This is a genomic window from Alkalibacterium sp. MB6, from assembly GCF_009935905.1.
Classification (GTDB): Bacteria; Bacillota; Bacilli; order Lactobacillales; family Carnobacteriaceae_A; genus Alkalibacterium.
Map to the genome: position 1 here is coordinate 24,146 of NZ_PREX01000011.1, position 20,027 is coordinate 44,172.

Here is a 20,027-nt window from a genome sequence, read left to right on the forward strand (position 1 = left end):
CATCCTTTATTATTTAGTATCGTACTGGTCTAACTGATAGGTTTCTATTAGAGCGATTAATTTTTCAGGATAGGTTGGATCTGTGGCGTATCCTGCATCACTCAAGGCGTAAGCAGCATCTTTATAATTATCAGCATCAATGACCCCTCTATAAAGGGATGAATCCCATTGCGTGCCGTTAGCTATAAGTTTAGCATAGTCTTCAATAGACGCTTGAAGAGACGGATAACTTCTAAAGGACGCTTCTATTTCTACCCAGTCCTCCTCATATTCGAGGGTCGCATACTGCCTCGAGGATTTCCCTCCTTTTATTCCGAAGTAATTGTTGTCTTGCACTGACAAACCACTTTGTCCCCAATTTGATTCTAAAATAGCTTGAGCAATCGTCACGCTGGGTCTTATACCATACTCTTTTTCTAAAGGTAATGTATGTTTGGCTACTTCCTCAATAAAAGCCTCTTTCGACAAAGGGGCATCTTCTAAAGGAACGTCTTCTTGAAATTCCTGACTCAATATCATCAGTGTCCCAAAAAAGGTTAAAACAATTAAGCCAACCCGTTGCAACAGTGTCAGACTTGATGCGGCTTTCTTTTTTCTGTTAGACAGATTATCCCCTCCTAGCCGTTCTGTTCCGTTAACTTGCTTTTATTTTCTCTGCTTTCGAGCAACTCGATGTATTCTTCTAAAACAAGTTCATGTTCATGAATATAAACAGCACTCTCTTTGCCTACATACCTAAAATGCCATGATTCATAGTTTATGCCTGTTACCTCTTCTTTTCCTTCAGGGTATCTCAGTATAAAGCCGAATGCCGGTGCTGTTTCTATCAGCCATTGTTGTGACATTTGCGTATCATACTCTGGTACTAAGCCATTACCATCTGCAATCCATTCCTGGTCTACAATATCTAACGCTAGACCCGTATGATGCTCGCTATGATTTGGTATGGCAATGTAGTCTTCAGTTAATGCCCTTGCTTCTTCTTTTGAATGCCCTTGTTCAATATAACTATTTATGGACCGATCGTAATTCGCTTGTTGTCTTTCAACTGAACGGTAACCAGAGGCAAAAAACAAACGATGCCCATTCTCTGATGCCATATCTCGCAAAGCCATATAGTTATCTGCTATGCGTTCATCTATCCACTTTTCAGGTTCCACTTCTTTAAGTTCAACCTCAAACTGTTCTGGAAGAGGGTAATCATTGTTAACTAATATGAGTTCCCAATCACTTGAGGAAACAGTTTTAGGGAGCGCGTCCATCAATTGCCGCTGTCTTTTTTCTTCGTCTGTTAAAAGCTCTTCTGATTCATCAATTCTATCCTGAGCAGACTCTTCAAGTACCTCTTGATCACTTTCATCTGCCTCTAGCACATGACATCCAGTAAGCAATGTCATTGTTGAAACTATTACAAAAATCTTTACAATCATTTAAATCCTCCTACATGTAGTTCAGTAATCATTTTACCATAAGTTATTTGCTCTCGATAGAGTTGCCTCTTATTTCGCTTACCTCACTATTTTAGCAATAATTTGTTATACTAAACTTAAACACGCTAAGTGAGAAAGAAGGATAGTTATGAAGACTATTAAATGGGGCATCGTTGGCTTAGGAGGCATTGCTCACTCCTTTGCTTCGGCTTTCCAATCAGAGCATGCAGAATTAGTTGGAGTGGCTTCTCGCACACTTCAAAAAGCTTATGATTTTTCAAAACAATACTCCATTCCAAAAGCATACGGTAGTTATGAACAGTTAGCTTACGATCCCGAGATTGACATTGTTTATTTGGCTACCCCTAACAGTTATCACAAAGACAATATGATGATGATATTAAAGGCCGGCAAACACGTCCTTTGTGAAAAAGCTATCACTATGACTAAAGCTGAATTAGACGAGGTTTTATCTTATGCTAAAGAGAAGAATTTGATTGTGGCTGAAGCCATGACCATTTATCATATGCCACTCATGCAAGCCGTGAAAAAACGAGTAGACGCTGGTGAGTTCGGTCAATTGAAAATGGTTCATGCTTACTTTGGTAGTTTAAAAGAAGCTGATCCAACTAACCGTTTTTTTAACCCTGAACTCGGCGGAGGTGCTCTTTTAGATATTGGTGTATATGCTTTATCTTTTGTCAGGTTTTTCTTAAGCAGTCAACCCCATATCCGTCAAACTGTCGGCTTGCTTTATGAAACTGGTGTAGATGAAATGAGTAGCTTCCAACTGCTTAATGAGCAAGACGAGTTGGCCACGGTGACAATCAGCTTTCGCGCTAAACTGCCTAAGCAAGGCATTATTGCCTGCGAAGATGCTTATATCACTATCATGAATTACCCTCGAGCTGACCAGGCACTTATTACCTATGCAGATGGACGTACGGAAACCATTGAATCAGGCGAAACAGCCCAAGCGTTAAATTATGAAGTTGATCATTTGTCAGAAAGCTTATTAACTGGTCAACATTTGACTGCAATGGATTTAACCAAAGACGTTAATGAATTGATGAACTGGGCAGCAAAAGAATGGAAAATGGACTGGTTGTTTGAATCGTAATTCCTGAACCGTATACTTACCTCAGATAAAAAAGACACCCTATAAATTGGCATGTCATGCCGCTTTATAGAGTGTCTTGCTAGTTTAGTTAACGATTGACTGAATCAGCCATTCGTCTAATGGTATGACGATTCCCACGAATAACTTTTGACATTTCAATGATATTCTCATATGGTGAGATGCCGCTGTAACCCGAATCTCCAATATGATGGATATCAAAGCCGATCACTTTATTCATCAAGCCGATTTGGCGTATGGTAGACGGATCAGCACTCTCTTGACTCGTTCCAATGGAAGCCATAGTTAATACCTTCTCTTTTTTTGCCAATTCTACAATACTTCGGCACATCTCTTCATTCACTCCGGGAACGGTAGCCACTGCTGGCATCAATAGGACATCAGCCCCTGCATCCATTATTCGTTTGGCAACAGTTTCAGTCATGACTGGTTCAGCTACTCCTGATTGATGCATCTTCCCGGCAATAATCATTCCATTAAACTGCTCTTTTGCTTGTTTGACTGCCTCGACTAATACATCATTACTTACTCCGGTTTTAGGGTTACCTGTTAAGCAGATAAAATCAAAACCTAAGTCGTTAGCTTTTTGAAAGGTCTTTTTCGATGCCATACGCCCTTCCGAAATGACTAACCTTTGTTCATTAAAATCAGCGGATAAATCAATAGGCTCCAAGTTCACTCCGACCGGACGCCCAACCAACTGCTTTACTCTGCGGATTGGATCATCTGTCTCATCAAGTCCACTGATGTAAATGTCAAAGAGATCTAAGGCGTTTAGCAAAATCAAGTCAGCCCCGGCCGCCTTAGCCACCTCACTGTTTGTCAACCCTTCTGCGGCAGATCCAGTTACAATATTTTCTGATAAAAGTGTGCGTCCTTCGCTTGCTACAATAGACTGTACTAATTCATCTTTAGTCATGTTTTCAAAATCACTGGCATGGCAATCCAAAAGTCTCTTCATATACTAACCCTCCGTTCTAATTTTTTAATCCTGTAGTAATGGTGTTCAATTGGTGTTTAAGCAGGTCTCTGTCGATAAATCGAGCTTGACGTAACACTTCTTTCCCTTCAAGGAAAAGAAGAACAACTGGAACAGTGAAGACGGTAAATTCACTAGCCACTGCTGGGACATGTTCATGATTGATTTGAATTGACTTAATAGCGTCGAACGAATCGATCATTGGCTTAATTTGTGGCAGTACGGCATGACAAACGGAACACGTCTCACCATAAATAAACATCAGTAGCAAGTTTTCTGCTTGTATCAACTGTTTTGCTTCTTCAAGTGATGTCACCTCGACAAAGCCTTCCATATTCATCACCTTTCCTAGTTCATTCTTAATCTTAATTGAATAGTACCACGATAATGGTCAAAAATCAGTTATGATACAAGGTATTTGAAAAAGAAGAAATGACCGAACGTCTCCTAACGTGAGCTCGGTCATTTCAAACATCCTTTAATCTTGTGTTTTAAGTGCTTCTACCATATCCACACGCTTTAATTTGAAATGCATGACAACCATGACTAGACTAGAGAACAAAAACATTAACAAGAACGAATAGAGATAACTCGTTGCATTAATATCTCTAGAGAAGCGGAGAATATCTACTTCTGCAGTCTGCAAAACAAAAAGATGCATGATAAATCCAAGTACGAAACCAATCAGTATGCCCATAATCGTAAGAACAAAGTTTTCTCGATAAACATACATCGTGACTTCTCTATCGAAAAAGCCAAGCACTTTAATAGTAGATAATTCTCTTATACGTTCTGACACGTTAATATTCGTCAAATTGTATAAGACAACAAAGGCTAAGGAAGCAGCTGAAACAATTAAGACAACGGTGACGACATCTAAGCTGTCCATCGAATCTTGGAAGGCATCCTCTACAGAAGTCAAGAAAACAACGCCTTGCACAGCCGCTTGATCTGTCAATGTTGCTCCTAATTCATCATCATCAACTACAGCCGTGTCATACTGAAGGAATCGTGAGTTTAATTCGACTTCTTCCCCCACGCTATTTTCATAGGCTTCTGGTGACAGATAAATATAGTGTTGGACATAATGCTCAACAATATCAGTGAGTTCTACTTCAAATTCAATGCCATCATTTGTTTCAACCTGGATCGTATCTCCAACGGAAACATCCAGTAAGTCAGCGAGCTTATCTGTTATTAAAGCACCTTCTGTAGGGAGTTCCAGGATGGTGTTTGAATCATCTACATCTCTAAATACAATAAAGTCTTCTACACCTGTTGTATCGGATGGAACCACTATATTAAGATCTTGACTTCCATTTTCAGCAAATGCCTCTCCATTTTCCATTCGGACTCGGAGTTGATCTTCTAAGCCGTCTACATTAGCTAATGTATCTTCTAACTCATTCGTTTGAGCTTCTGATGCACTTGTGTTTTCTGAAACAATCGCATCGTACAAAAAGAGTTCTTCAAATTGAATACGTCCTAAATCTGATATGGAATCTGATAAACCAAATCCCGTCAAAAGTAAGGCCGTACCGCCTGCTACTCCAAATAAAGTCATGAGCATACGACGTTTATAGCGGAATAGATTTCTAGACGCCACTTTTTGCGTGAAGGTGAATCGATTCCACAGAAATGGTATACGCTCCAAAACAATTCGTTTCCCTTTTTTTGGTGCCTTCGGTCTAAGCAAGGTCGCTGCATTGCTCCTTAAAGATAACCTGACGGATACTAAAGTAGATAAACCAGTAGCTAATAAGGCTCCTGCCATCGATATAATGGCATAAGACCAATAGAATTCAATATCAGCACTTGGCAAGTTATACATCGAGCTGTAAGCATCTATAATAACATTAGGAAATAGCCAATACCCTAGGAACAGACCTAACACGCCTCCTGCAAAAGTCGCTATCATAGCGTAAACGAAGTACTTCATAGCAATAGCTACGTTCCCATAGCCTAGTGCTTTCATTGTACCAATTTGGTTACGGCCTTCATCAACCATACGCGTCATCGTCGTTAACGAGATGAGTGCGGCTAACAAGAAGAAAAAGACAGGGAAAATACGAGAAATATTATTGATTCGCTCAGCGTTATCTTGAAATTCTGCATAGCCCGAGAAGTCATTACGATCTTCAATAAAGTATTCTGGTTCTTCTAAATCAGCTAGCTGTTCTTCAGCATCAGCCAATTCTTCTTCCGCTTCTCTAATCTCTTCTTCCGCTGTTTCACTCTCTTCTAAAAACTCCGCTTCACCCTCTTCTAGTTCAGCAGTAGCCTCTTCCAGTTCACTCAATCCTTCATTAATCTCTGCTTGTGCCGCTTGAATGTTGTTGGTCAATTCTACTTCAGCTGCTTGTATTTTTTCTAATCCAGCACTAACTTCTTGCTCTTGTGCATATAATTGATTTAATAAAGCAGGATCTTGAACCGGTGCAGCTTCCAATTGTTCTCTAGTTGCATTAATCTCGGATAAGGCCTGGTTCAATTCATTACGCTGGTTTTCCAATTGGTTTCTAGCCTGAGATTCTTCATTATCTAGCTCAGCCTGAGCATCTTCCAATTCAGCGTAACCTTCTTCAATAGTTTGACGGGCTTCTGCCAGCTCATCCTGTGCATCAGCCAATTCTTGGCGGGCATCCTCTATTTCTTGATAACCGTCATTTATTTCCGTTTCAATTTCTTCATATAATTCATTATAGCGTTCTGCAGGTCGATAAGCCAAAGACTCCTCAATGTCAGCTACATAGTCATTAACGTAGGCCTCATAGTCATCTGAATACGCCTCATAGTCATGAGCTCCTGGGAAACGTACAAATGCATCTGTTAAGATGTCCATGTCAAAGTCATCTTCTAAAATGACTGATAACCCATTTAAGGTCCCTGTTCCAACTTGGGTATTCCCTCTTTCAGATCGTTCAATATACTTCGGATGATTAAAAAATCCAACGACTTCAAATGATGTTTCAGTAAAGTTTTCATTAAAGTCATCCAACGTTTCGACATCAATCTCAATCGTATCTCCTATAGTATACTCATCTAAATAACTTGAGGTATGATCTAAAGCTATTTCTCCGCTGGATTCCGGTAATCTACCTTCTACTATAACTAATTCATTCATTGATTCTGATTCACCCGGTGAATAACTAAATACACGAGAAGATAAACCCGTCTCAGTAAATACTACATCAGACCGGTAATGATACTGGGTTTCAGCTCCTTCTACGGAATCTAAAATGGCGACATCTTCATCATCTAGACCCATTGTTGAAAAAATATGAGCATCAGCTAATTGTTGGTCAGCATAATAATTATCAGCAGTGTTTACCATAACGGGGCCAGTGGCGCTAAGGCCAGCAAAAAATGCAACCCCTAATAAAATAATGGCAAAAATGGAAAGAAAGCGGGTTTTCGTCCGCCATATCTCTCTTAACGTATCTTTTCTTAATGCTTTATATCTCACTCGATCACCTATTCTACTCTCATTTCAACAGCTTACCACTCAATGCTTTCTACTGGTTTTGGATTAGTGTTAATACTCACTTCTCTAACCTTGGCATTATTAATATCAATAACTCGGTTTGCCATTGGTGCAATGGCTCGGTTATGCGTAATCACAACAACGGTTGCTCCGTAATCTTCTTTAGCTTTGCTTAGTAAGCTTAATACTTTTTTCCCCGTTTCATAATCCAACGCCCCTGTGGGTTCGTCGCACAATAATAACTTAGGCTGCTTAGCCAAGGCTCTGGCAATAGAAACTCTTTGCTGTTCTCCTCCAGATAATTGGGCTGGGAAATTATCCATACGGTGTTCTAACCCTACGCTTTTCAATACTTCTTCAGCGTCTAATGCGTTGGGAGAAATCTCAGCTGCTAACTCAACGTTTTCCTTAGCAGTTAAATTAGGTATCAAGTTATAATTTTGGAAAATAAACCCGACGTCTTTTCGACGGTACTCAGTCAGTTGTTTATCATTAAACCCGACTATATTTGTCCCATCAATAATCACTTCACCTTCATCCGCTGCATCCATACCACCCAATATATTTAAGAGCGTTGTTTTGCCTGCTCCACTCGGTCCAACAATAACGGCAAACTCTTTTTCTTCAATATCAAAAGTGATTCCATTATTCGCCACTACCTCTGTCTCTCCAGATTTAAATCGTTTAAATTCGTCTTTTACTGATATATACGCTGTCATAGTCACCGATCCTTTCATTACTTAACTTTATTATTTTAGCATAATTAATTGTTCATTCTAGATTAGTCTGTTCATTAGTATACATTATTCATTGTTTCTTCATATATACAGCTATACTAACGCAAAAAACCGTCAAGGCACATGAGCAAGTCAGGTATTACCTAACCCATTGCTCATATGATGACGGCTCCCATTCAATTTGATGCGCTCATTTTTTTAAGATGTGCGTTTCAAAGCAAATACCTTTAAATAATTTGACTCTGGATACTCTTGACTCGTTTTGTAATCTTCTGGCAAGCCAAATTCATCCACCAAATAGGCATCCACTTGACTTTCATCAAATGCCTGACTAACCATATCGTAAAATTCATCTCGGCTAATCTTCCAAGAGTTGGTCGAAGTAATAATCATACCATTTGGAGCCAAAACTTTAATTGCATCTTTAACTAATTCGCTATAATCTTCTTCTACGCTAAATGTACGCTTTTTAGTCCGTGCAAAGGTTGGCGGATCAAGAATAATTAAGTCAAATTGCAACTTATGTTTGATAGCATAATCCAAATAACTGAAGACATCCATTACACGAATTTCATGGTCATCTGGGTTTAAGCCGTTAATTTCAAACTGTTCTCTTGTGCGTTCCTTGCTACGATTAGCTGCATCCACGTTAACCGTTTTAACTGCTCCTGCCATTGACGCTGCCACAGAGAAAGCCCCCGTGTAACTGAAAGTGTTTAGAACCGTTTTACCCATTCCCCACTCTTCCATTATCTTCCCTCTCACATTTCTTTGATCAAGGAATATTCCAGTCATCCATCCTTCATTCAAGTAAACAGCATAGCGAATGCCATTTTCTAAAATGATGAGGGCTTCATCGTGCTTTGTTCCTTCAACAAATCTTGTTTGGAAAGAAGCTTTAGGGTAATTCAATTTTTCATAAATTCCTTTAAAGTCAGGCACAGCTACTTTAAATGCTTTCATAATCGTTTCTTTATGAGCATATAAACCTTTATTGTACCAAGAAAAGACATAGTACCCATCATAATAATCGATAGTCAACCCGCCAAGGCCGTCCCCATCACCATTTAAGAAACGAAAGGCTGTCGTTGTATCATCTGAGTAAAACGTTGCCCGTTTCGTGCGAGCAATTCTAAATAAACGATCAAAGAATCTTGCGTCAATCTGTTCATCTTCTTCTCGAGATAAAACCCATCCAGCTGCTCTCTTCTCTGCACCTAGGTAACCTATCGCTACAAACCGTTGATTAGAGTCAACCATTCTAACCAATTCGCCTTCTTTTTCATTTATCTTCTTCTTAAAGTCAAAGTCTTCAATAACAGGGTAACCATCTCTTATCCGATTCGCTGCTAAGCTTTTTATTTCTAATGTAATCATTTATTTCCCTCTTTCCTTTCCGTCATTAAAACGGATATCCTTCTTATTATTATAACACACTGCTTATTCAGGTTATATGCTTACAGTCAAGATTGCTCTCTCAAACTAAAAAGCAGGATAGGCTCATAAGCCTTCCTGCTTTAAGGTGTCTTTATTCTATCTTTTGATTAGCTTACTCTATTCGTTCGATTCCTTTTGGTGTTTCCGTATGATTCGGATGACCCATTTCTTCTTCGTCCATATCGGTGTTCATCATTTCAGGTGCGTCTGTTTCATAAAGTTCAATTGTAGATACTCCACCATTTTTCTCTATCAGACTCGTTTCTCGTCTGTTATCCCGTTTCAAAATTTGCAATTGATCTCGGTAAAGATAATCAATTGGTTCTGTAACAGTCAGCGATTCTGGAGTGTAAAACCTTAATAAGTCCATTTGCATGATTTCATCCGAGTAAGACATGGCTTGTCTCGCTCTATCCCGTTGCTTATACAATGCATTTAACTCAACAGGTGACAAATCTTCGTGAATTTCGTTACCGGTTTTGGTATCATAAACACTTTGCTCGATAAAGGTATAATCCTTATTAATGACCCGCCCGTTTCTTAAAGTAACTGTGCCATCATGTTCTTCTGACAGTAAGTCTTGTCCCATAAATAGGTATTGATCTGTTTCGAGTCCCAATAAATGCATCATTGTTGGCAATATATCGACTTGCCCACTGAACGTGTCAAAAACTTGACCATTTGTCTCCCCAGGGATGTGAATAATTAAAGGCACTCGTTGCATGTGTGTATTTTCATAATTTCCCCATTCTTCTGGGTCTTGGCCCAACAAAGGAGCGACATGAGGGTTTCTCATATTCGAAATACCGAAATGATCACCGTATAAGACAATCATCGAATTGTCGTACAAGCCGGATGCTTTCAAGTAATTAAAAAATTCTTCAATTGCCTGATCTGCATAGTTTGCTGTCACAAAAAAATTATTTATCGTCTCGTCATCCGTTTGGGCTTTCGGGAACCCTTCATTTGCTTCATCAATTGGATAAGGGAAATGGTGTGTAACGGTAATGAATTTAGAATAAAAAGGTTGCGGGAGTTGTTCCATGTATTCGACAGAGTCATGGAAGAACAACTTGTCCTTCAATCCATATTCCATCGCTCGATCTTCTGATAAATCATAAAATTCTGAGTCAAAGAAATAATCATAGCCAAACCGTCCATACGTATCGGTTCGGTTCCAAAATGAACCCACATTCCCATGAAAAGCGGCTGTTGTATAGCCGGCTGATTTCAATATATTTGGCGTAGCATGGAAGGTGTTGGATGAGCCCAATGTTTGAAAAGCACTTCCTTGCGGCAACCCATATAATGACAATTCAGCGAGTACTTCGGCATCAGCTGATTTCCCTTGTCCCGTTTGATGGAAGAAATTTTCATAACTATAAGATGCCTCGCTGTGGAACAGGCTATTCACAAAAGGCATGACTTCATGCTTTCTTCCGTACTCGTCTTCCAATTCAAAATCAATCAGGAACTGCTGTATACTTTCCATTGAAATCATAATAACGTTGCGATCTTCTGCTATACCAAAATACTCTGCATTTGGTGCGGCATGATTTTGCTTGGCATAAGTTACAGCTTTACTTAAATGCGATTCATCGGCATTGGCTCTAATAGAATTTGTTTGAATCGTATGAACCACATCATATCCGGTAAAAAAATTGATACCCAGGTATTTAACGATGAAATTTCTGTCAAATGTTCTGGTTAGTAGTTGCGGTCGATCAATTTCGGCTAACAACAAATTCCCTATAAATAATAATACTCCAAACTTAGTAATCATAAAGGCTTTTCCTTTATGCGTCTTATTAGTTGTTAAAAATTTAAATCTGCTGTTGGTTTTAGTTGACACGTTAGCTGCTTCTTCAACGTCCGTAGTGGAACTAGGTGCTTTTTTAATTAAAAAGAAAAGCAATAAGACATCCACCCAGTAGAGTAAATCCCATGATCTAATCATGGCAATAGTAGATGTTAACATTGCTCCAGAGACATTATTGGAACCCATCATAATATTCATTGTTAAAAAGTCCGTAAATTCTCGGTAGTATAAGATATTACTATAAAGAAGGAAGGATAAAGCTAGTTGAATTATTAAAAGACTATAGTGTGATACCTTCTTTCTCTTGAAATATAAAGAGATTGAGAAAAAGATGATGATAAAAGGTAATGGATTGATAAATAATAAGATATGCTGAAACAGTCCAGTTACACCTAAATTAAATTCAACCAGATAAGCCGCATAGGTTTTTAACCAAAAGAGGATTACCGCTATAAAGAAGTAGTTATTTTTTTTATTTAATTTTGAGATTATTCTCGACATTCTCATGCCTCCTAATTTTATTGCATTTGTGCGCATCACTATTTGAGAAGAAATAAAACACTTGCCTCGACTATTCTAATTGATATTTACTAAAAGCACAACTGCTACTATTCTATTTAGAAAACCTATTATAGTTCTTTTATATTAATATTTCCATAAGAAAAACCTGCTATTGTCACTAAAGCGTGAACAATGTAGGTTTTTACAGTTCAATTATTCGGATACTTTAAAAGGAAAGTCAAGGTGAAAGCTGGTTCCTTTGTTGGGTTCACTGTCTACGTCTATGGTTGCTTGATGCATTTCTATTAGCTGCTGAACAATAGCCAAGCCTAAACCTGACTCACCATATTTCGTATTCACTCTAGAAGTATCTGCCTTATAATATCGATCCCATATAAATCGGAGCTCATCTTCCGTCATACCGATTCCCGTATCGATTACACTCAACCGAGTCCCCGTATGTGTTCGTTGCCCTCTTATAATAATTTCGCCATCTGTTGTAAACTGCATGGCATTCTTAATCAAGTTGACAAGAATTTGTTTGAGTCTATCATAGTCCGCATAGACGCTTAGGTCATCTGCTGCTTCAAATGTCATCGTGTTAGTGGAGTCTTCTACCATTTCTTTCAATTGTTCTTTAATTTCCTCAAATATTTCTGTTACCGGTATGTTATTTTTATTTAGTATAATCCGGTTCGATCGGATATTTTCATAATCCATATTTTCATTGACTAAACGTATCAAACGCCGAGTCTCTTTTCGCATCAACTGAATGCTTCTCAACTTCTGTTCTTCTGGTATCACATTGTATTCGAGACCTTCCAAAAGACCGTTGACCGTTGTTAAGGGTGTGCGCATTTCGTGAGCTGCATCTTGCATAAAGGTCTTTCTTCTTTCTTCTTGGCGGGCTACTTCTTCACTAGTCTCTTTTAACGCATTAACCATGCGATTAAAGTCTTTTGATAGGTAGTCAATTTCGTCTCGTCCTTTATGCTCCAGCTGTATAGTGTACTCTCCTTCAGCCACTTGGTGGGCAGCTTTACGCAACCGATTCACTCGTTTAACTTGATAATGAGCGAATATGATACTCATGATAATGGCTACAGCTGTAGAAAGAACAAATGCATCAAAAACATTCCCATGTAATTCACTCATTTGTCGATCCACTTGACTAATGGGAGCACTAACCGTAATAAACCCTGCGAAATCTTCCGTTGACTGTCTAAAGTAAGGCATATAGATGAAGGCTGTTTCACTCGGATTTCCAAGCATGTCTTCTTGTTCCGTTGTTAAAGCTAAACGCTCTCCATTCTCCAATTGCTGAAACTCTTCAGGAACTACTCTAGCTTCAAGATGCGGCGGCAGTTCCGGGTAAATCAGTCTACCCTCTTCTTCAAACACATAAAACGACACACCTTGTTTACCGAGTACTTCATGGATAGTATCCAATTCTTCCGAATCTAAATTTTGTTCAACTATAGATTCGGCATAGCCAAATAGACGTCTTTCTATTTCTCCAAATGCTGTATGTCTTCCAAAATGAACCAAATATACGACGGTAATCGTCATTAATATGATAATAACTGCTAAAAAGCCTAGCAGTTGCTGGAAGAAATACGGTAATTTCATTTTAGTCCAGTTTTCCGGTATCATCGAATTTATATCCCACTCCCCATACCGTCTCTATCACTTGTGGTCCTGTTGCCGACAACTTTTGACGCAATTTCTTAATGTGTGCGTCGACGGTTCTCTCGTCTCCAAAATATTCATAATCCCAGACCAATTGCAGTAATTGCTCTCTAGAAAAAACTCGTCTCGGACTATTCGCTAAGGTGTAAAGCAAATCAAATTCTTTCGGAGTTAAATTAGTTAAAGGTTCTTGATACAAAATAACTTCTCTTGTTGTGCGGTCCATTTTCAAATGTTCCGTTTCAATTTCATACTGAGGTTCCTGTTCTTCCAATGTACTTCGATCGTTTACTCGTCTCATTATGGATTTAATTCTAGCAACCAAAGTTAATGGGCTGAACGGTTTAGTCACATAGTCATCCGCTCCAATTTCCAAGCCAATGACTTCATCGCTCTCAGTATCTTTTGCTGTCAACATGATAATTGGCACAGTTGTTGAGTGTTTTCTAATTTCGCGACAAATCGTTATTCCGTCCATTTCAGGCAACATAATATCCAAAACAACTAAATCAAATGTATCAGGAGCATTTAAATAAGTCTCTAGTCCTTTTTTCCCGTTATGGACAAACGTATTTTCCCAATTTTCTTTAATAAAAAACATTTCAATCATTTCACATACCGACTCATTATCTTCAATCATTAAGATATGCATTGTCATCCTTCTTTCTCAGATCTGTGCTGTCCCTTATTATACTGAACAGTAATGAATATTCTATGTCATTATAGTTATTAAATAGAAAAAAATGTGAACTTTTGCTTTCATACTGCTGTTTATACTATCCATTATACTATAAATGAATCGTTAAGAGACATGCAATTAACAATTGAGAAACGTTTAGTGCATTAACTGTTTCTCCATAAATGGTGTTTAATCTTTTACACACATCAAAAAGCCATTGAAAAGACTGCCTTAATTGCTCAGTCTCATCGATGGCTCTTTTTATATCTCTATTTTATTGATTACTGACTGAATACTGGAGAAGCAGGTTGCGGAGTCGGGATGATATTTTGACTAACGTGTTGAGTGACTTTTTCAGGTGTTTTCTTTTGTAAAAATTCTATCTCTTCGACAAACATCTCAATAACATATCTAGTTTCTGATGTCTCTGTCAGGTAAGATCGCGACTGCATTTTCCCATTTAAGGCGATTAAGTCACCTTTGCTGCAGTACTCTTCAAGAAGCTCTGCCCGTTTACCCCAGGCTACAAATGGAATGAAGTCAGCATCCGTTCCTTGCTCTTTCTTAAAGGTCTTTCTAACTGCCAGTGTATTATTGGTGACAAACCGTCCGTCACCTACACTTCTCAGTTCCACATCTTTGGTGAGCCTTCCAATCAATGAGATCGTATTCATTTTATTCCTCTTTCCTTGCATAATAGTAGGAAGTGTTTTCTCCCCCTATAATATAATATTACCCAAAACTTTCTTAAAGCACTTTTTTTCTTTCGGAAAATTTTAGTTTCTCTCGATTTACGCCTTATTCTAGACAAATATAGTCGATTATAATGGAAAGAGTGGTTCGAAAATGTACTAAAAAACACTTTTCTCAAAGACAAGCCATGAGAAAAGCGTTTAGTTTTTAGAATATAAATTCCAAGATATGTTGCCATAATTCTGGATTGAAAACATCCATCGGGTCGCCAGCTCCACCAATGACACTGTATCCAAGCATGGTTCCTCCAATGAACGCTGCTGCAATTAGCAGAATAATAAGCAGAACCTTCAAAATATAAAAGACAATATTCTTAGTGATCGTTTTCCATGTCATTAGTGTGCACCTCAATTAGTCATTCGCAAAGCTTAGCCAAATAAAGAGGCTATCTTCTTTTTTTTAGGTTTTCGAGCAATATGCCTGTTCCCAATGCAACTGAATCAAGAGGATTCTCCGCTTTAAATACCGGAACTTTTAACTCCTCGGCAAAAAGTAACTCAATTCCATCAAGCAAGGCACCCCCGCCAGTTAATATGACCCCGCGATCAATAATATCTGCCGATAATTCAGGTGGAGTCTGCTCTAAAACAGACTTGGCCTGTTCAACTACGATTTGCATTGATTCGTGTGTCGCTTCTCTAACTTCCGAAGAGGTGATGGTAATTGTTCGTGGCAATCCGTTAACCATGTCACGACCTCTTACATCCATTTCTTCATTGCGTCCATTATCAAACATCACACCGATTTCTTTTTTTATTGTTTCGGCAGTGCGTTCGCCTATCAGTAAACCATGTTTCTTTTTAATGTATTGAGTAATGTCGTCATCTAGCGTGTCACCTGCAACTTTAATCGAACGGCTTGTAACAATACCACCCATAGATAGAACAGCTATATCGCTCGTTCCGCCTCCGATGTCAATGACCATGTTTCCGCTTGGTTGGAAGATTTCCATTCCTGCACCTATTGCTGCTACCTTAGGCTCTTCTTCCAAATAAACGTTTTTACCTCCACTTTTTTCTGCTACTTCAATGATTGCTTTTTGTTCAATAGCAGTAATGTTAGTCGGGCAACAGATTAATATATTGGGTTTCGATAAAAAGCCTTTAACGTTTAATTTATTTATAAAGTAAGTCAGCATTGCTTCAGTAATATCAAAGTCAGCTATCACTCCTCCTTGGAGGGGACGGATGGCTCTTATGTTTCCAGGGGTACGACCAACCATTCTATAGGCGTCTTCTCCCACTGCTAATACTTCATTCGTTTTTGTATCCAGGGCAACCACCGATGGTTCATTTAATACTATTCCTTTTCCTTTTACATGAACCAGCACATTTGCTGTGCCCAAGTCGATGCCAATATCTCTCGCCATCGTATTTCTCCTCTCAACTTCAGTTACACTATCTTTGTTTCGGGAAACCATGAGTATTCTTTAATTTGTTCTCACTCTTTCTATAATACTTAATCTAAAAAAAAAGAGCAACAGGAAATTTAGATTCCTTCATGGTTTACTGATATCAATTTCACAATAACAAAAAAAAAAGAGAATAAAACGAGGTAGCTCGTCACACTTCCGACACAGCTACCTCTATTATTCTCTAAATTTAATCCATTTATTACTTAATGCTAACGTGATTCTTTTGAGTAACAGTTTTTTCATCTTCTGATACTCTCTCAATATCCGCGCCTAATTTAGCCAATTTGTTATGGAATCCTGCGTAACCACGATCCAAATGTTCTAGTTTAATAACTTTAGTGTACCCTTCAGAAATCAGGCCTGCAAGAATTAAGGCTGCTGCTGCACGCAAGTCAGTAGAAGCAACTTCAGCGCCTTGCAACGTATGTCCTCCTTGAACAATCAAACTTTGACCGTCAACTTGGAAAGAAGCATTCATCTTTCTTAACTCTTCCATATGCATAAATCTATTTTCAAATACCGTTTCACGCATAATACTTGTTCCTTTAGCTGCCAACTGCGCAATCGTCATAGGTGCTTGCATGTCAGTTGGAAAGCCCGGGTGTGGCATCGTTTTAACATCAGTCGGCTTTAGTTCTTTAGGTCCAATAACGCGTAGTCCTTCTGAAGATTCAATAAACTGAACGCCCATTTCTTTTAATTTAGAAATAAGTGGCTTGTTGTGTTCAGGTACACAGTCATTAATCATAATATCGCCTTGAGTAATAGCTGCAGCTACCATAAAGGTGCCACTTTCTATTCTGTCAGGTATAATCGAGTGATTAACCCCAACGAGAGAGTCTACTCCTTCAATTCGAAGTGTTTCTGTACCTGCTCCTACTACTTTAGCACCCATTTTATTTAGGATATTTGCTAAATCAACAATCTCAGGCTCTCTAGCAACGTTCTCCATGACTGTTGTTCCCTTTGCCATTGTTGCTGCCATCATAATATTTTGAGTTGCTCCAACACTTGGGAAATCAAGATAAATATGAGCGCCTTTTAATTGGTCCACAGAGGCTTCAATATACCCTTGGCCGGTATGTACCTTTACGCCCATTGCTTCAAAGCCTTTTAAATGCAAATCGATTGGTCTAGATCCAATCGCACAGCCACCTGGCATAGCCACTCGAGCGTAGCCCGTTCTGGCAAGCAATGGTCCCATTACAACAATTGACGCACGCATTTTGCTCATAAAGTCAAAAGGCGTGTCATTGTTTAATTCTCTCGTAGCATTTGCTGTCATAGTATTATTACCTTCATCAAATGTTAAATCAACATTTAGGTGAGATAAAACTTCTTTCATAATATAAATATCTGAAAGTAACGGCACGTTGGTTATCGTGCTATCTCCCTCACTTGCTAAAATCGTCGATGCTAAAATCGGAAGAACAGCGTTTTTTGCTCCGTCAATATCCACGGCGCCTACTAAACGTCTGCCTCCACCTACTATTATTTTCTCCATTCTATGCCCTCCATAAGTTGAAACGTCCAGGGTAATCCCCACTAATCATCGTTTTTAAAATCATCTCAATGTCTAAGTTAATCAGTCTGTATCATGCGAAATATGCACTAACTCTCAGCACACCTGTAATAGTATAACAGATTGTATCTTAAAGAGGAACACTATAGATCCCAATCTTTCATGTCGAATTTGTTACAAGATTACATAGACTGTGATTCATCCAGTTAATATTCATTTAAAATACTAATACGTTTTGAATGTAAAGGATGAAATCTATAAAAAACTGACTCGTAGTATATCCTACAGCTATAGCAACTAGAATATACAAGGTTCTTGCTTGAGGTATATGATGCTTTTTTATTAGCATATCAGTTCGTAAGGCCTGCAGTGCCCAAAAAGCAACCAATATAAAAAATATATGTGATACAAGGTTAATCATCGATTGCAATGTGATAAGTGACATGTCTTTCATCCTTCCGTTTTCATACTAGCATACTCAAATAAATATTTCATTTATAATGCTTATTACAGGAATATTACACGCTTTCATTGATCGTTTCAACTAATTTTCTGTTTTATTCGGCGTTTTTGAGTTAATTTTGTGTTAAACAGTGACCTTATGAAAAAGCTTCGATAAAAAAAGGATGAGTTTCCTTTTTATCGAAGCTTTGATTTCTTTTCTTGTTGTTTACATTGTACCGTATAATCTGTCTCCGGCATCGCCAAGTCCAGGCAAGATATAACCTTTTTCATTTAGTCTCTCATCTAGTGAAGCTGTGATGATATCCACATCCGGGTGTGCTTCCCTAAGAACTTTAACTCCTTCTGGCGCAGCGACTAAGCATACAAATTTAATGTTGCTTGCTCCGCGTTTCTTAATCGCATCGATTGCAGCAACTGCTGAACCACCGGTTGCCAACATAGGATCAACGACCAACATTTGTCTTTCAGCTAAATCAGAAGGCATTTTAATAAAGTATTCTACAGGCTCCATTGTCTCATGGTCACGGTACATACCGACATGACCGACTTTGGCAGCTGGAATTAAATCTAGCATACCATCAACCATACCCAAGCCCGCTCTCAAAATAGGTACGATAACTACTTTTTTCCCAGCCAATTGTTTCTGAACGGATTTAACTAAAGGTGTCTCGATTTCAACATCTTCCAGTGGCATTTCTCTTGATACTTCATATGCCAACAAGCGAGCAATTTCATTAACAACTTCTCTAAAATCTTTTGTCCCTGTGCTCTTGTCTCTAATAATTGTAAGTTTATGCTGAATAAGTGGATGGTTAATGACTTCTACTTTTCCCATGATTCGGCTCCTTTATAAATCCATTTTTAATCCTAATCTATTGTACAAAAAGTATGACCAAGTTTCCAGACAATTTTATTACTAAAATAATGAGTCATGGTCACTTAAGCATATTCCTCATTTTTAAAGCACTCTTTCGGCCGCTTTTTCTAGCCGATTCATATAAGCTGTTCCTATTCCCTTTTTTTCGTAGGGTTCCACTAGGATAATGGTCACTAACGATTGATCCATCTCTCTCAGCCCACTATACAATAAGGATGCTGCTTGAGAGGGTAACGTCTTTTTCCCTAAGGAGTAATGGTTAAGCGGTTGAATCGATACTGATGTAATGAACTCTTCACTCGCTAATAAGCCGACTACTTCACCGTTTTTTATTAAACTAGTTATCATTTGACGACTTTCTTCAGTGTCTTGGGGCAATATCCAAACTGGCTTATCCGGTGAATAATGTCGGTACTTCATTCCGGGAGATTTTGGAGCTGCTGTTTCATCGACTAAATGTGTATCCACATATACCTGACCTAGAACTGACTCCAACTCTTCTTTTGATATCCCTCCTGGACGTAATATCGTAGGCTTATGGGGATTTGTTAAATCTAAAACTGTGGATTCCAATCCTACTCCAGTCGGTCCACCATCAATAATGCCTGCAATTTTTCCATTTAAATCATCCCAGACATGCTGAGACGTTGTCGGACTTGGTTTTCCAGAAGAGTTTGCGCTTGGCGCGGCCAATGGTTTACCTACTTGTTCAATAAGTGCTAATGCCAAGGGGTGATCTGGCATCCGAATGCCCACTGATTGAAGATCTCCTGTTACAGAAGGAGCCAGGTTTCCTTTTTTCTCTAAGATAACGGTGCACGGTCCTGGCCAAAAATGCTCGATGACTTCTCTAGCCTTTTCAGGCACAAAGGTAACATAGTCTTCTAATTGGTCTATAGTCGAAATATGCACAATTAAAGGATTGTCACTAGGCCGCCCTTTTGCTCGAAAAATCCGATTAACTGCTTCTTCGTTTGTTGCGTCCGCTCCAAGACCGTACACCGTTTCAGTTGGAAAGGCGACCACATCTCCATTTCTCAACTGATTGGCTGCTTCTTTAAGTTGATTTTCGTTCCATATGATCGTATCCATAAAGCCCCCTC

18 protein-coding genes are annotated in these 20,027 nt (G+C 38.7%); 1 reads left to right on the forward strand and 17 read right to left on the reverse strand.

Annotated features, from left to right (window positions below; translation table 11 throughout):
• Window positions 1–9: 9 nt before the first annotated feature.
• Together C3945_RS05715 and C3945_RS05720 are read right to left on the reverse strand one after the other, a co-directional pair.
• On the reverse strand, window positions 10–513 hold the full coding sequence (locus tag C3945_RS05715) for a glycoside hydrolase family 73 protein (RefSeq protein WP_161878736.1): 504 nt from the start codon (window positions 511–513) through the stop codon (window positions 10–12).
• Between the two features lie 104 nt (window positions 514–617).
• A complete protein-coding gene (locus C3945_RS05720; RefSeq protein ID WP_161878737.1) occupies window positions 618–1,430 on the reverse strand; it encodes a M15 family metallopeptidase in 813 nt (270 codons plus the stop codon).
• 148 nt (window positions 1,431–1,578) lie between these two features.
• Between C3945_RS05720 and C3945_RS05725 the strand changes: the two genes are divergently transcribed.
• Complete coding sequence (locus tag C3945_RS05725; protein WP_161878738.1) at window positions 1,579–2,550, forward strand: Gfo/Idh/MocA family protein; 972 nt, start codon at window positions 1,579–1,581, stop codon at window positions 2,548–2,550.
• Window positions 2,551–2,638: 88 nt separating this feature from the next.
• Here the strand turns inward: C3945_RS05725 and C3945_RS05730 are convergent, their stop codons facing one another.
• From C3945_RS05730 to C3945_RS05800, 15 genes are all read right to left on the reverse strand, one after another.
• Entirely contained in the window at window positions 2,639–3,529 is an 891-nt protein-coding gene (locus tag C3945_RS05730) for a DUF7916 family protein (RefSeq protein WP_161878739.1), read from the reverse strand.
• A gap of 16 nt (window positions 3,530–3,545) precedes the next feature.
• Complete coding sequence (locus C3945_RS05735; RefSeq protein ID WP_161878740.1) at window positions 3,546–3,881, reverse strand: thioredoxin family protein; 336 nt, start codon at window positions 3,879–3,881, stop codon at window positions 3,546–3,548.
• A gap of 144 nt (window positions 3,882–4,025) precedes the next feature.
• Window positions 4,026–7,013, reverse strand: coding sequence for an ABC transporter permease (locus C3945_RS05740; RefSeq protein WP_161878741.1), 2,988 nt, complete (start codon window positions 7,011–7,013; stop codon window positions 4,026–4,028).
• A gap of 32 nt (window positions 7,014–7,045) precedes the next feature.
• Entirely contained in the window at window positions 7,046–7,750 is a 705-nt protein-coding gene (locus C3945_RS05745; protein ID WP_161878742.1) for an ABC transporter ATP-binding protein, read from the reverse strand.
• 216 nt (window positions 7,751–7,966) lie between these two features.
• Window positions 7,967–9,145 (reverse strand): class I SAM-dependent rRNA methyltransferase, encoded by a 1,179-nt coding sequence (locus C3945_RS05750; protein WP_161878743.1) that lies wholly within the window; start codon window positions 9,143–9,145, stop codon window positions 7,967–7,969.
• A gap of 172 nt (window positions 9,146–9,317) precedes the next feature.
• The gene (locus tag C3945_RS05755; protein WP_161878744.1) at window positions 9,318–11,525 is read right to left on the reverse strand and encodes an LTA synthase family protein; all 2,208 of its coding nucleotides are present in this window, start codon (window positions 11,523–11,525) and stop codon (window positions 9,318–9,320) included.
• A gap of 213 nt (window positions 11,526–11,738) precedes the next feature.
• A complete protein-coding gene (locus tag C3945_RS05760) occupies window positions 11,739–13,178 on the reverse strand; it encodes a sensor histidine kinase (protein ID WP_237585491.1) in 1,440 nt (479 codons plus the stop codon).
• Window positions 13,156–13,866: a response regulator transcription factor gene (locus C3945_RS05765; protein ID WP_161878745.1), complete on the reverse strand. Its 711-nt coding sequence runs from the start codon at window positions 13,864–13,866 to the stop codon at window positions 13,156–13,158. Before C3945_RS05765 ends, C3945_RS05760 begins: the two co-directional genes overlap by 23 nt.
• Window positions 13,867–14,174: 308 nt before the next feature.
• Window positions 14,175–14,567, reverse strand: a complete 393-nt coding sequence (locus C3945_RS05770; RefSeq protein WP_161878746.1) for a single-stranded DNA-binding protein — start codon at window positions 14,565–14,567, stop codon at window positions 14,175–14,177.
• A 226-nt stretch (window positions 14,568–14,793) separates the two neighbouring features.
• Complete coding sequence (locus C3945_RS05775) at window positions 14,794–14,982, reverse strand: DNA-directed RNA polymerase subunit beta (RefSeq protein ID WP_161878747.1); 189 nt, start codon at window positions 14,980–14,982, stop codon at window positions 14,794–14,796.
• A 49-nt stretch (window positions 14,983–15,031) separates the two neighbouring features.
• Window positions 15,032–16,015, reverse strand: a complete 984-nt coding sequence (gene mreB, locus C3945_RS05780) for a rod shape-determining protein MreB (RefSeq protein WP_161878748.1) — start codon at window positions 16,013–16,015, stop codon at window positions 15,032–15,034.
• A gap of 244 nt (window positions 16,016–16,259) precedes the next feature.
• Window positions 16,260–17,564, reverse strand: a complete 1,305-nt coding sequence (gene murA / locus C3945_RS05785; protein ID WP_161878749.1) for a UDP-N-acetylglucosamine 1-carboxyvinyltransferase — start codon at window positions 17,562–17,564, stop codon at window positions 16,260–16,262.
• A 235-nt stretch (window positions 17,565–17,799) separates the two neighbouring features.
• Window positions 17,800–18,036 carry a DUF1146 family protein gene (locus C3945_RS05790; protein WP_337249272.1) on the reverse strand — a complete coding sequence of 79 codons (237 nt, stop codon included), beginning with the start codon at window positions 18,034–18,036 and terminating at the stop codon, window positions 17,800–17,802.
• A gap of 216 nt (window positions 18,037–18,252) precedes the next feature.
• Window positions 18,253–18,882, reverse strand: coding sequence for a uracil phosphoribosyltransferase (upp, locus tag C3945_RS05795; RefSeq protein WP_161878751.1), 630 nt, complete (start codon window positions 18,880–18,882; stop codon window positions 18,253–18,255).
• 123 nt (window positions 18,883–19,005) lie between these two features.
• Window positions 19,006–20,016, reverse strand: a complete 1,011-nt coding sequence (locus tag C3945_RS05800; protein ID WP_161878752.1) for an L-threonylcarbamoyladenylate synthase — start codon at window positions 20,014–20,016, stop codon at window positions 19,006–19,008.
• Window positions 20,017–20,027 lie beyond the last annotated feature (11 nt).